Here is a 13,286-nt window from a genome sequence, read left to right as displayed (position 1 = left end):
AGTAGGCCACCATAATGTCGGTTAGAGATTGCATTTTTTTTACAAAACACTGAACACGTGTTCATTTTTTGAAAAAAACTTAAAAAAACCTACCGGCGCTCATTTTATCGACCTTTTATCGGTTTGGAGTAAAGAGAAGGAATGGCGCACTTACACATAAAAAACTTACAGGCAGGTTACGGTAAAAAATTGATATTAGACAACATCAATTTAACCGTTGAGCAAGGCGAGATGATTGCATTACTTGGACCATCCGGTTGTGGAAAAACGACACTCCTCAATGCGCTATGCGGTTTTGTTCCTGTTAGCCATGGCGAAATTTTTGCGGGTAATCGTGCTGTTTCTCAGTTGCCTGCCGAAAAACGCAATATCACTATGGTCTTTCAAAGCTACGCCCTGTGGCCTCATATGACAGTCGCGCAAAATATTGGCTACGGATTAAAAGTTCAAAAAGCCAAGCGAGCAGATATCGATGTTCGAGTCGCCGAGCTATTACGCATCGTAAAGCTGGATGGCTTAGACCATGAGAAAGTCACCGCCTTGTCAGGAGGACAGCGTCAACGAGTGGCATTGGCTCGTGCCTTAGCGATCCGACCCGATGTATTGGTGTTAGATGAACCTCTGTCCAATCTCGATGCAAAAGTCAGATTAAGCGTCCGTCACGAAATTAAAGCGCTACAAAAGCAACTTGGCTTCACCTCGCTCATTGTGACCCATGATCAAGAAGAAGCCTTGGTCATGGCAGATCGAATTGCCGTATTGAACCAAGGCAAAATAGAACAAATCGGCACACCGGAAGAAATTTACCATCACCCAAGCACGCCGTTTGTCGCCGACTTTATGGGCGCGGAGAATCATATCGAGTGGCCAACTCATGATGACGCTTTTAGCCTAAACCTCAGTAACCATGCAGATCAACTAGATATTTATTTTCGTAGCGAAAGTGCTGTTTTATCAGCGCAGCCAACGTCCGAAAGCACTGATTTCAATACAGGTTTAATTATCAGCGGCCAGGTCGAACAAAGTGTTTTTTTTGGCAATAACTACCAAATTAGTGTGCGCTGCGGGAAGCACACCATACAGGCTGATCACGATCAGAATCTGCCTGAGCACACTCCCGTTACCTTACGTATTCCCATCGATGCTCTGCATGTTTTCGCTAAAAAAGAGAAACATTCTGACCATCAAAAAACCAATATCGTTTCTGCCAAATCAATGAGGATGAATCATGTTTGCTAAAACTCACATCGCCGTACTTGCCGCTATCGGCCTCACTCAATTTTCCAGTTTTGCACATGCAGAAACCACGCTCAATGTGGCCTCTGCTGGTAGTCAAAACATGGTGGATTATGTGAAAACGTACCTTGCGCCAAAATTTGAGGCAACTCACCCAGGCGTTAAGGTAAACGTTGTTGGTACAGGTCCTGGTGATGCAGGTTCCCACAAAATCATGGAAAAGTTATCGGCTCAAAATGATAGTGGCCTTGATAAATGGGATATTGATGTAGCCGTAGTGCATCAACAAATTGGCGGTGAACTGGTCAAAAATGGCCTGCTTTCAAAATACCGCAGCGATATCAATACAGGCAAAATGGTTTCCCGCGATAGCGCAACAAATGCTCTAGGTATCGATGTCGACGGTTACGTTATGCCTATGTTCCATAGCCAAACCGCCATCGCTTACAACAGCGACTTTATTACAACACCACCTAAGTCATACGATGAATTAGTGAAATGGACACAGCAACACCCTAAATCTTTTGGTTACAACGGCATAAAAAACGGCATGTCTGGGGTGAGCTTCGTGACCGGTTGGATTTACGCTTATGGCACAGATGCCAACAAATTGTCTTCTATGCCATACGACAAAAGCGTTGAGTCTTCTTGGGACAAAGCTTTTGCCGAACTTAAAGAGTTCAACAAAAACATCACCTTCACACCTGGTAACGCTGGCACATTAGACATGCTAAACCGTGGTGAAATCTTCATGGGGCCTGTGTGGGTAGACATGTTTTACAGCTGGAAAGAGCAAGGCAAGATTCCACCATCATTAAAGCTCTCTCTGATTGCTCCGGGTATGCCTGGGCAGCCAATGTACTACGTAACACCAACCAAAGCTGAGCACCCACAACTGGCACGAGAATTCATTGAATTAGCAACCAGCCCAGAAGTTCAAGCCGACGGTATTGTGAAGCAATTTAACTGGTATCCAGGGATCGACGCTAACTATGTAAAAGCCAAGCTTGATAACGCGACATGGGAAAAACTGTTCGCGGAAATCACACCGAGCGATTTATCAAAATATGGTAAGAGCTTCCCGATTGGGCCGTACTTTGATGACATCAAAGAAGGTTACGAGCGTAACGTTTCTAACTAAATAATAGTGACAGAAATACGTTAAACATAAGCCCTGAGCGCTGATACTCTAAATTAAGCTGCTCGGGGCCATTTTATCTCGTGTTGGTTATTGGAAATAAACATGCGTCAAACGACATCACCCAATCTACTCAAGAATCATCTTTGGTTAATCGCCCCAGCAGCGCTCATGGTTGGTATTTTCTTTTTATACCCTTTGTGCTTCTCACTCTATTCGGCCATTACATTAGACAGCGGCGAATTCACTCTCACCCATTTGAACAAAGCCTTCGAGCTTTACTCAAAAGACATCCTCTTCACCATCATCATTGTGCTGATCTCAGTCGCTATCTTAGCAGTTTTATCCATTACCATCGCTGCGCTAATTACCTTATCGCCTTTTCGTTCTTTGTCTAAAATACTGGGCTTTCTTTATCGTTTACCCTTGTTCATTCCCTTTATTGTTACCGCGCAAATGATGCGAAGCTTTTTGGCAAAAAATGGCTTAATGAACAATGCTTTTGTCGCTTCTGGTTTATTAACCCCCATGGATACCGTGTCTTTTCTTGGTTGGAGCGGCATCATTATTACGTTTGTTTGGAAGCAATTGGCTTTTTCGACCTTGTTAATTTCAGGCGCGATGGCCGCCTTAGACGATTCTCAAATACGAGCTGCGCGTAATTTAGGCGCGTCACGTTTTCGTATTTTATTTCAAATCATCTTGCCACAAATCGTCCCGACGCTTGGTGTCGCTATGGTCTTATCCATTGTCACCATGATGTCGGTATTGTCAGTTCCTCTCATGATAGGAACGGGCTCGCCCACTATGATGACCGCGGACATGGCGTTCCGTATTAATTCTTATGGCGATTATCACGTCGCGAACGCACTAGGTTTAGTGTCGTACTGTATTTGCGCAGGATTGGCTTGGTTTTATCTGCGCCAAAATCTAAAAGAAAAAGGGGCGAACTGATGATTTATTCACTAAACAGCAACTTGCTAAAGACATTAAACATACGTTCTTTGCGCATAAGTTTCTGGCTGCAATGTGTTTTTATATTGTTGCTCGCATTGGCGATATTTGGGCCAATCATGAACCTACTGATTTGGACCGTAACAGAAAGCTGGTACTTTCCTCATGCACTACCAAGCCAATGGGGTTTTAAGTATTGGCAGCAAGTGTTTAATCCTTACAGCGATGTCTCAGGGTCTTTATTTACTAGTTTGTTGATTGCAGTGTTAACCGTAATGGTTTGTTTGATCGTCTCAGTACCTGCGGGTTATGCGTTGTCAAAACGCAGTATGCCGTTGCGTGTTTTTTGGATGTTACTGTTTTTAATTCCTCAGGCGTTTCCAAATCTAACCGTGTACATGAACATAGCCCGACTATTTTATGACTTCGGTTTGAATGGCACCTTGTTGGGTGTGATCTTGGTCCATAGCGTGCATGGTTTAATGTTTTCCATTTGGATCAGTGTGGCGGCATTTTCCTCGACAGATCCCATGCTAGAACGCGCTTCTAGAAATCTAGGCGCTGGGCCTTTCTATACCTTCTTCCATATTGTGTTGCCACAAGCAGCGCCGGGGTTAATAGCCAGCTGTATTTTTGTCTTTTTAGAGTCATTAGACGAATTTACTGGCACTTTCTTCGTAGGTTCACCGAATATCAGTACATTACCGCTTTTGCTTTACACCGCTAGCATGGAAGGAAACTACCAGATCGCTTCGATAACTGCTTTAATTCTGCTCGTGCCTTCCATCTTATTTATGATCATTATTAATAAATTTATGCGACCAGACATGCTATCCAAACTGGGAAAATAAATGACTAAAAAAGAAACAACTTCACGGCGGCAATGCCTGACATTATGCGAATTAGCCACTTAAATTGCACTGGGTTCACTTTTTTCAGGAAGTGGTAACCAATAAAAGAACCGATCGCCAAACCTGGAAGTCCGTACAAACTGACTTGAACACTTTCCAGAGAAAACAATCCAAGAGCCATGTAAAAAGGCAGTTTAGCAAGGTTTATAATAAAGAAGGCCCAGGCTCGTGTGCTCACATAGGTCTCTTTATCCAGCTTTTGTTCCAACAAAAATAGACTAAAAAGCGGCCCAGCAGCGTTTGCCATCATGGTAACAATGCCGCCAAGAAAGCCCATGGAGTAGGCCGCCCAAGGCTTTTGCATAAAGGTTGCAGGACGGAAATCCAGATATAACCCCAGTGCGATCATGGCGATGATCATAAAGCCCAAGAAATTAATAAAATCCTCTCCATCAATATTGGCCAAAAAGTGACTGGCGACAAAAACACCGAGAAAGGCCAAAGGTAAAAAGCGCGCCAAAACCGACCAATTCACTTTGGAGCGATAGCTCCAAACGGCCATGATGTCGGTGATGATATAAAGCGGCAACAGTACGGCCAATGCCTCGGGTCCCGGGAATGCCACCAATAAAATAGGCAGTACCAACAACCCCATCCCGCCTACGGAAAATTTTGAAAAGCCAGTAATCAATCCCGCTAAAAATAGCACGACAATTGCAGTATCCACGTCTTACTCCTTATTTTCTAACAACGAAAATATTCGTTTATGCGTGCAATAATACGGCAAATAATGAACAATAAATAATCTCGTTTTATTATTAAAACGATCATAATTACTAATCATGTAGTGAGCTTTATGAAACTGGATCAGTTAAGAGCCTTTATTGCTGTGGTCGAAACGGGAAGTTTTCGCTCTGCGGCCGATTCGATCCATAAGACTCAACCGGGGATTAGCGCGGCCGTAAAAGCCTTAGAAGAACAATACGGAATTTTATTATTTGATCGTAACAGTTATCGCCCAACGCTGACCGCCGAAGGTCATGCTTTTTTCCAGCAAAGCAAAAAGCTCATGTCTCAAGTTTTACAACTGGAAAACTTAGGTCACGACCTCGCACAAGGTACAGAAGCGCCACTACAGCTCTGTTTAAGCCAAATGGCGCTAGACGATGACTGCATGTCCCGAATCAAAGCTTTTCAGCTTCAGCATGCTGACATTGCCTTAGACATCACTACAGATCATCTCTATGGCGTACAAGAAAAACTCGCCAAGAACAAATGCGAAATCGCCATTGGCCCAAGATACGGACTCGATGACCGGCACGCTTTTATCGAGCTAAATAAAATCACTATGATGGCCGTGATCAATCCCGATTTACTCGCCACACTCAGCGCAAACGACGCCAAAATAAAACAACAGTCACTGTATTCAATCCCACAAATTTTAGTGACGAATACGGCAGAAAACGCACCAGAGAACGGACATCAATACGTACTACCGACGGGCAAGCGTTGGTATGTGAATGACTTTCAAGCAAAAAAAGCCATACTGTTGCACGGCCTTGGCTGGGCGAGAATGCCAAAGCATTGCATTCAGTCGGAATTAGATAATGGTCAGCTGGTGCCAATGGAAGTAGAAAATTTCACCTCACAAAATCAGCTGCCTATTTTTATGATTCGTTTACGCCATCAAACACAAAGTTATCAGGCGAATCTTTTTTGGGAAATGATGAAGAACTTTTCGAATGTCACTAGAACAGATCTATAAAGTTTTATTTAACGCCCAGTCATAATCCAAAAAGCTAATAGTCATATCTTTGTCTTTTAGCTTCTGAATCTCTTCAGGGTTTAAAGTCAAATCGGCGGCGTGATCGACCAGAAACTGTTCCAACGACGAATAACCTTGCCAGCCTTTTTCAAAGTCTTTTCGATACCATTTAAAAATCGATGAAAGCGCCAACTTGCCGTTATCTATTCGATTTCGACTGCGATCTTCCAAGAAAAGCCGAGTTTGCTCGCCTAACTGAGCCTCTAAATGCTTGCCCGTATAAGCTTCATTGCGAAGCGCTGGACAACCGACACTGGCGCAATTCACCGCGAAATGGATGCGTGGATCTTGGTAATGACCCGAGCCACGAATCAAATTATGCTCAATATCATCCAAAGAACGCGTTTCACCTAATAACGGAATAAAAGACTGACTCCACGGAGAACGAAAAAAGCTGCCCAGATCTTTAATCGAATCCAAATCAGGCCATTTGGTTAGGATCAAATCCACCGTCCACGCATTATAAGCATTGATCAAAAACGCCAATTGCTCGTCTTTCGGCCAAGCATCAAACTCGCCGCTTTTCACTTTCGATAAAGCCGCCAAGTAGCGATCCAGTTCGGGCTTATCATCGGCAAAGCCTTGGTAATCCACTTGGCTTGCCTGACCGCCATTGAGCGGCAGCACATGCTGTTTTAGCAACGTGTCCCATCGGCTATGGTCAAATCCGTTTGCCGCGCTCACCTGAGCGCTGAGCAAGCCAACAAAAACGAAGCTCAATAGAGTCAAAACCAATAGGCGAAGTTTTTTCATCGAATTAACCTCGACGCAAGGTATGGTATTTTTCCAGCCAATTCAAAATGCGCTGTGGCGCGTGCGCACGTTTCCACTCGCCTGCCGCGTATTTATTGGCTTCTGCCCAAGTTGGATAAGTGTGAATCGTGCCGAGGACTTTATTCAGGCCAATACCATGTTTCATCGCCAACACAAATTCTGCTAGTAGATCACCTGCGTGCTCGCCAACAATCGTCACGCCTATAATCTTATCCTTGCCCGGCACTGTCAGTACTTTCACAAAACCTTTTGCGGCGCTGTCTGCAATGGCACGATCCAGATCATCCAGTTCGTAACGCACCATTTCATAGGCAATGCCCTTGTCTTTGGCATCTTGCTCACTTAAACCGACTCGCGCCACTTCAGGATCAACAAAAGTCGTCCAAGGAATCACTCGATAATCCACACGGAATTTTTTAAAAGTACCAAACAAAGCATTCACCGCGGCGTACCAAGCTTGATGAGCCGCTACGTGAGTAAATTGATAAGGCCCAGCCACATCGCCTGCGGCAAAAATATTCGGATAAAGTGTTTCAAGGTAATCATTGGTAACGATGGTGCCTTTGGTTTCAATGCCAAGGTTTTCCAAGCCATAACCTTCAAGACGCGCTTCGCGGCCAACCGCACAAATCAGCGCATCAAATTCAACCACCGACTCCTGTCCTTCGTGCTCAACAATCAAACGCTTTGCTTCACCTTCTTTTTCACAGCGCACGGCACTGTGCGAAGTCAGCATAATCACGCCATCTTGGATTAAGCTTTCTTGCGCTAAAGCAGAGACTTCTTCGTCTTCTCTTCCCATGATGCGAGCCGAGCGCTCAACTTGCGTCACTGTCGACCCCAAGCGAGCAAAACTTTGTGCCAGCTCACTGCCAATAGGACCGCCGCCTAACACAACAAGGCGCTTCGGCGGCTCATCGAATTTAGCAAAGGCTTCCCACATGGTATCGCTGGTGTAATAACCCACGTCTTCTAGGCCGGGCAAATCTGGCACAAAAGGGCGAGCGCCAGTTGCCAATACAATACTGCGCGCCGTTAAGCGTTTCGTTCCGCCTTCATTTAATTGAATTTCCACCGTCCAAGGGTCGATCAATTTGGCATAACCTTGCACCACATCGACACCCATTTTGCTGTAACGCTCAACACTGTCATGAGGTTCAATTTTTGCGATCACATCGTGAATACGTTGCATGACTTTTTTGAACGAAAACGTCGGTTCGCTGCTGTTCAATCCATAGTTTTCAGCATGGCGCATTTGATGGGCTACTTTCGCGCTTTTGATTAATGCTTTACTCGGAATACAGCCATAATTTAAGCAGTCACCGCCCATTTTGTTAGCTTCAATCAAGGTGACTTTGGCTTTAACTGTTGCCGCAATGTAAGCACTTACTAAGCCACCAGCACCTGCTCCGATAACAATCAAATTACGATCAAAGGATTTTGGCTTGGTAAATCCAGCATAAACGCGACGCGCTTTCACTACATCGACTATTTTTTTCGCGATAAGAGGAAACACTCCCAACAACACAAAAGACAATAATAACGAAGGCGACAAAATGCCCGACAAACTCTCTAACTGACCCAATTGCGTGCCAGCATTCACGTAAACCAAAGTACCGACGAACATGCCAACTTGGCTCACCCAGTAAAAGGTGAAAGCACGAATCGCGGTCAAACCCATCAGCAAGTTAATCAAGAAAAAAGGAAAGATCGGCACAAGACGAAGGGTGAATAAATAAAAGGCGCCATCTCTGGCAATGCCTTCGTTGAAGGCTTTTAAACGTCCTCCAAAACGCGACTGCACCATGTCTTGCAGTAAATAACGTGACACCAAGAACGCCAACGTCGCACCAATGCTGCTAGCAAAAGACACGATCACGGTTCCCCACAACAAGCCAAATAACGCGCCTGCCGCCAAGGTCATAATCACCGCACCGGGCAAAGACAAAGCGGTAACGATAACGTACAACAACAAAAACGCCCCACCAACCAATAACGGGCTTTCGTCGCGCCAAGCATCAAACTGCGTAAGACCAGATTTCAAACCGTCTAGTGTTAATAACTGATTCAAATCGAAATAGAAAAAGCCCGTGGCCAATGCTGCAATCAATACCAGCAATGCAATTTTTTTCATTAGTAGAACTCCAAAAGAGCCTTTCAACTCACGGTGAAAGCCAAGACAAGAATCGATATATAAAGATTAGACTCGACTCCAGTGTAAATTATTACAGCATCTTGGCGTATTTTCTAAAATAAACCCAAAAGTGTATAAATAAGAGAGTAAAGCAAAAGCAGAAAAGCTGCACGGCATAGCAGCTAAAGACGGCAACGCTTACGAAAAAGCGTTGCCGAGAAAGGTAAGGAATCGAACTAAACGACGGCTTTAATACGACCAGCCCACAGGCTAAACAACACGCCAAAACAGCAAATACACAAGATCAATACGACCAAGCCAGAAAGACCATAAACCGCGATTGCCGTTGCAAACGTCGGTGGCCCAACAGTTGCGCCAATATTACCAAACTGAGCAAGTAAGCCATAACCTTGCGCTTGTTCACTTGGGTTACGAGCAAGCGTTGGAATCATAGCCAACGCAGAACCCGGCACCATGCCAAGAAACAGCACCATCACACCAACCACAACACAGAAGAGTTCAGCAGAACCACTGATGAATGACAACACAATCACGCTAGTTGCCACGCCAAAATACGCCATCAATGCAACACGCTGCGGCCGCATCAGATATTGCGCAATGGCGCCTGCCAAAAAAGTACCGCTGGTACTGATTAACGGCAACACAACCAACATCAACTTCTGCAATGACGAATCGCCAATCAACCCGGGAATATAGGTCAACACAGACACCAAAGTGCAGGTATAAAACAAAAACACACAGCTTGGCAATAAAGCGCGAGGATTGCGATAAATTTTTATCATCTGCTTAAAGAAGCCATCCTGAATTTCCGTCACTGGTACCAAGTCCAGCACTGGATTTTTTCTTAGCTTGAAGAACAACACCACACCGATTGTCATGATAAAAACGCCATGGCTTAAAAATAACGTCTGCAAGCCATATTGATCTAAAATGTTCTTACCAGCCCAACCACACAAAGCAAACGCGACACCAAAGAAGGTACCCCAAATGCCCATAGTCAAAGATTTATGCTGCGGCGCACTCAGCTTGGCTATCAAAGTTGGTGCCGCGACAACAACACCTAATTGAGAAAAACCTTCCAGCATTCGAGTTATGAATAACAGATTAAAAGGCGGCAAAGTTGACTGAACCAGCGATAAGCCACCGCCCAACAACAAAGCGCCAACCAACACCTTCAAATAACCGACACGACTCGCGATCATGCCCGCCGACACACCGAACACCAACCCAGCAATGCCAACCGCAGACAATGCCGCACCAGTTGACGTTGCACCAGCTTGATAATGCGCAAGTAAATCATCGAAAGACACCGAGAACTTCGCAAACTGCATCGCAGCGGCAATACCCGCCACCCAAAGCAAAATAACGTTCAACCACTGGGTTTTAGGCTCAGTGATTGATGACTTAAAAGAGGAGTTTGGCATCTCGCTTCCTTATTAGAATGATAATTAAGCCACCCACTAATGAAAGATGCACTTAAAGCTGACCTTACGGACAAATTATGGCCGCTATTCTAAAGCAAAAAGCACCAAAGATGGGCAGGTATTTGCGGAATTAAAAAAGGAAAACTTATATCTACTAAAGTACAATCTCGCCATTATTGAGAAAAAGAGCGAACGCTCACTAGGGACATTAATGTTTGAACAAGTATTTAAAAACATCGACGACATCTTCCACAAAGACGCAGGCTGCTCATCCGAGCTAGATTACACCGAACAATCATCATGGATGCTGTTTTTAAAATACCTCGACGATCTTGAATTTACCAGATCCCAAGAAGCCGAAATGATGATGGAAACTTACCAATTCATCATCGACGAACCTTATCGTTGGAGCGCATGGGCGGCGCCAAAAGACGCCGAAGGCAAGTTTGACCACAACAATGCTTTAACTGGTGACGATTTAATGGACTTCGTCGACGGCGAACTGTTCCCTTACCTAAAAAGCTTCAAACAACGCGCCGACAACGCCAACACCATTCAATACAAAATTGGCGAAATCTTTAGTGAAATCAAAAACAAAATTCAAAGTGGTTATTCACTGCGTGACGCGCTGGAAAAAGTCGATCAATTACGCTTTCGCTCACAAGATGAAAAACACGAACTGAGCCATTTGTACGAAGCCAAAATCAAAAACATGGGCAACGCAGGCCGTAACGGTGGTGAATACTATACGCCGCGTCCGTTAATTCGCGCCATGATCGATGTGATGCAACCAAAAATTGGCGAAACCATATACGACGGCGCGGCCGGTTCGGCTGGATTTTTATGTGAAGCCTTTGATTACCTTCGTCAAGGTGGCCGAGAGAAGAAACCGTTAAGCACCAGCGATTTAGACATCCTGCAAACTCGTACTTTTTATGCCAAAGAGAAAAAGTCACTGGCCTACGTGATTGCCATCATGAACATGATATTGCACGGCATCGAAGCGCCTAACGTGTTACACACCAACACCTTGTCTGAAAACCTCATAGACATTCAGCCAAGCAACCAGCACGACATTATATTGGCCAACCCTCCCTTTGGTGGCAAAGAACGCAAAGAAGTACAAGAGAACTTCCCGATCCAAACTGGCGAAACCGCCTTCTTGTTTTTGCAGCACTTTATTAAAATGCTCAAACCGGGTGGCCGTGCAGCGGTCGTCATCAAAAACACCTTTTTAAGCAACACCGACAACGCCGCTATCAAACTGCGTAAAGAGCTACTGGAAAACTGTAACTTACACACCATACTCGACTGCCCCGGCGGTACCTTTATCGGTGCTGGTGTGAAAACCGTGGTACTGTTTTTCACCAAAGGCGAACCCACCTTAAACACTTGGTTTTATGAACTCAACGTTGGCCGCAACATGGGCAAAACCAACCCACTAAACGACAATGATTTAAAAGAGTTTGTTGAGTTGCAAAAAACAGCCGCGAGCGATAAAGCGAAAGGTGAAACGGCTCAATCGTGGTCACTCGCCATCAGCGACATAGACCAAACCACTTATGATTTATCGGTGAAAAACCCCAACATCGCCGAAACTGCACCACTGCGTGAACCGAAAGCCATCATTGAAGACATCATCGCACTGGATAAAGAATCCGAAGCGATTTTAGCCAAAATTCAGGAGTTGTTGTGATGGATTGGAAAACAAAAAACCTTTCTGAAGTTGCATATACAGCTGGCCGCATTGGGTGGAAAGGACTGACAGCTAAGGAATATACTGAGTCGGGGCCTTATTTTTTATCCGTTCATTCTTTGAATTATGGTGATTTTGTAGATTTCCGAGATGCATTCCATATCAGTGATAAACGATATAAAGAAAGTCCAGAAATCATGATCAAACCAAATGATATTTTGATTTGTAAGGATGGTGCAGGAATAGGAAAAGTTGGGATTATAAAAGAAATCCCTGGGCCAACAACAATTAACTCTTCTCTACTACTAATAAGAGCATTAAAAAGTATTGAGCCCAAGTTTTTGTACTACAAACTATGCAGCCCATCATTCCAACGCATTGTTCAAGAACGGATTGAAGGGGCAACTACTCCACATTTATACCAACGAGAAATAAAACTTTTTTCGATTTCTTTCCCCCCAATCTCCGAACAAAAACGTATCGTGTCAATCCTCGACACTGCGCTTGCCGACTTAGAACAAACTCGTGTCAAAACCGAACAAAACTTAAAAAACGCCCGCGAGTTATTTGATAGCTATCTACAACAGATCTTCAGTCAAAAAGGTGAAGGGTGGATTGAAACAACTTTAGGTGCTGAGATTGATCTCTTAACCGGCTTTGCATTTAAAAGCAAAGAATATGTGACTCATTCCGATAGCACTCCTCTCATTCGTGGAGATAATATCGTCCAAGGGAAGTTACGCTGGGATGATGTTAAACGATGGTCAAACGATACTGTTTCCGATTATGAAAAGTATCAACTTGAGGTTGATGATATCGTAATAGCAATGGACCGAACTTGGGTCAAAGCAGGTATGAAGTTTTCTAAAATAACTTCAGAAGACCTTCCGGCTTTATTAGTCCAACGGGTTGCTCGACTACGAGTTCTAGATTCTCTAAATTCAGATTATCTATATCATTTAGTAGGCAGTAAACTGTTTGAATCTTACGTTTTATCAATTCAAACAGGACTTGGAGTTCCACATATTAGTGGTAAGCAAATTCAGTCGTTTAGTTTTAATAAGCCAAATATTGAGCAACAAAAGATACTTGTTTCAACCATGAATAATCTCAGAAATGAAGTGACTAAATTAAAAGCTATTTATCAGAAAAAACTAAACGCCATAGACGAGCTCAAGAAATCCATTTTACAAAAAGCCTTTAGCGGTGAGTTAACCAACACAATCGAGTAAC

General features: G+C 44.1%; 11 protein-coding genes. 7 read left to right on the top strand and 4 right to left on the bottom strand.

Annotation, left to right across the window (positions count from 1 at the left end):
• Positions 1–141: 141 nt before the first annotated feature.
• The 4 genes from TY87_RS05635 to TY87_RS05620 all read left to right on the top strand — a co-directional run bounded on the left by TY87_RS05635 (position 142) and on the right by TY87_RS05620 (position 4,179).
• Entirely contained in the window at positions 142–1,239 is a 1,098-nt protein-coding gene (locus TY87_RS05635) for an ABC transporter ATP-binding protein (protein WP_100186319.1), read from the top strand.
• Positions 1,229–2,377 carry an ABC transporter substrate-binding protein gene (locus TY87_RS05630; RefSeq protein WP_100186318.1) on the top strand — a complete coding sequence of 383 codons (1,149 nt, stop codon included), beginning with the start codon at positions 1,229–1,231 and terminating at the stop codon, positions 2,375–2,377. Before TY87_RS05635 ends, TY87_RS05630 begins: the two co-directional genes overlap by 11 nt.
• 102 nt (positions 2,378–2,479) lie before the next feature.
• Positions 2,480–3,328, top strand: coding sequence for an ABC transporter permease (locus TY87_RS05625; RefSeq protein WP_100186317.1), 849 nt, complete (start codon positions 2,480–2,482; stop codon positions 3,326–3,328).
• The gene (locus TY87_RS05620; RefSeq protein WP_100186316.1) at positions 3,328–4,179 is read left to right on the top strand and encodes an ABC transporter permease; all 852 of its coding nucleotides are present in this window, start codon (positions 3,328–3,330) and stop codon (positions 4,177–4,179) included. The genes TY87_RS05625 and TY87_RS05620 overlap by 1 nt, the downstream gene beginning before the upstream one ends.
• Positions 4,180–4,183: 4 nt before the next feature.
• On the opposite strand, the gene TY87_RS05615 is transcribed toward TY87_RS05620, so the two are convergent.
• Entirely contained in the window at positions 4,184–4,906 is a 723-nt protein-coding gene (locus TY87_RS05615; RefSeq protein WP_100186315.1) for a sulfite exporter TauE/SafE family protein, read from the bottom strand.
• 129 nt (positions 4,907–5,035) lie between these two features.
• Here TY87_RS05615 and TY87_RS05610 point away from each other — a divergent pair, with 129 nt between their 5' ends.
• Positions 5,036–5,944, top strand: coding sequence for a LysR family transcriptional regulator (locus tag TY87_RS05610; RefSeq protein WP_100186314.1), 909 nt, complete (start codon positions 5,036–5,038; stop codon positions 5,942–5,944).
• Here the strand turns inward: TY87_RS05610 and TY87_RS05605 are convergent.
• The 3 genes from TY87_RS05605 to TY87_RS05595 all read right to left on the bottom strand — a co-directional run bounded on the left by TY87_RS05605 (position 5,939) and on the right by TY87_RS05595 (position 10,357).
• A complete protein-coding gene (locus tag TY87_RS05605; protein ID WP_100186313.1) occupies positions 5,939–6,757 on the bottom strand; it encodes a DUF547 domain-containing protein in 819 nt (272 codons plus the stop codon). The two genes, TY87_RS05610 and TY87_RS05605, sit on opposite strands and share 6 nt — an antisense overlap.
• Before the next feature lie 4 nt (positions 6,758–6,761).
• The gene (locus TY87_RS05600) at positions 6,762–8,912 is read right to left on the bottom strand and encodes an FAD-dependent oxidoreductase (RefSeq protein WP_100186312.1); all 2,151 of its coding nucleotides are present in this window, start codon (positions 8,910–8,912) and stop codon (positions 6,762–6,764) included.
• A gap of 236 nt (positions 8,913–9,148) precedes the next feature.
• Positions 9,149–10,357: an MFS transporter gene (locus TY87_RS05595; protein ID WP_100186311.1), complete on the bottom strand. Its 1,209-nt coding sequence runs from the start codon at positions 10,355–10,357 to the stop codon at positions 9,149–9,151.
• 211 nt (positions 10,358–10,568) lie between these two features.
• Here TY87_RS05595 and TY87_RS05590 point away from each other — a divergent pair, with 211 nt between their 5' ends.
• Positions 10,569–12,053 carry a class I SAM-dependent DNA methyltransferase gene (locus TY87_RS05590; protein ID WP_100186383.1) on the top strand — a complete coding sequence of 495 codons (1,485 nt, stop codon included), beginning with the start codon at positions 10,569–10,571 and terminating at the stop codon, positions 12,051–12,053.
• The gene (locus TY87_RS05585; protein ID WP_100186310.1) at positions 12,053–13,285 is read left to right on the top strand and encodes a restriction endonuclease subunit S; all 1,233 of its coding nucleotides are present in this window, start codon (positions 12,053–12,055) and stop codon (positions 13,283–13,285) included. Before TY87_RS05590 ends, TY87_RS05585 begins: the two co-directional genes overlap by 1 nt.
• Position 13,286 lies beyond the last annotated feature (1 nt).

Source organism: Marinomonas sp. BSi20584 (genome assembly GCF_002792415.1).
GTDB classification, from domain to species: domain Bacteria; phylum Pseudomonadota; class Gammaproteobacteria; order Pseudomonadales; family Marinomonadaceae; genus Marinomonas; species Marinomonas polaris.
The sequence above is the reverse complement of the archived record's forward strand: the minus strand, read 5'-3'. Positions and strand labels throughout refer to the sequence as shown.

Coding starts and splice junctions, on each gene's coding strand:
- TY87_RS05635 (WP_100186319.1), top strand. CDS start 142: ATGGCGCACTTACACATAAAAAACTTACAGGCAGGTTACGGTAAAAAA.
- TY87_RS05630 (WP_100186318.1), top strand. CDS start 1,229: ATGTTTGCTAAAACTCACATCGCCGTACTTGCCGCTATCGGCCTCACT.
- TY87_RS05625 (WP_100186317.1), top strand. CDS start 2,480: ATGCGTCAAACGACATCACCCAATCTACTCAAGAATCATCTTTGGTTA.
- TY87_RS05620 (WP_100186316.1), top strand. CDS start 3,328: ATGATTTATTCACTAAACAGCAACTTGCTAAAGACATTAAACATACGT.
- TY87_RS05610 (WP_100186314.1), top strand. CDS start 5,036: ATGAAACTGGATCAGTTAAGAGCCTTTATTGCTGTGGTCGAAACGGGA.
- TY87_RS05605 (WP_100186313.1), bottom strand. CDS start 6,757: ATGAAAAAACTTCGCCTATTGGTTTTGACTCTATTGAGCTTCGTTTTT.
- TY87_RS05600 (WP_100186312.1), bottom strand. CDS start 8,912: ATGAAAAAAATTGCATTGCTGGTATTGATTGCAGCATTGGCCACGGGC.
- TY87_RS05595 (WP_100186311.1), bottom strand. CDS start 10,357: ATGCCAAACTCCTCTTTTAAGTCATCAATCACTGAGCCTAAAACCCAG.
- TY87_RS05590 (WP_100186383.1), top strand. CDS start 10,569: ATGTTTGAACAAGTATTTAAAAACATCGACGACATCTTCCACAAAGAC.
- TY87_RS05585 (WP_100186310.1), top strand. CDS start 12,053: ATGGATTGGAAAACAAAAAACCTTTCTGAAGTTGCATATACAGCTGGC.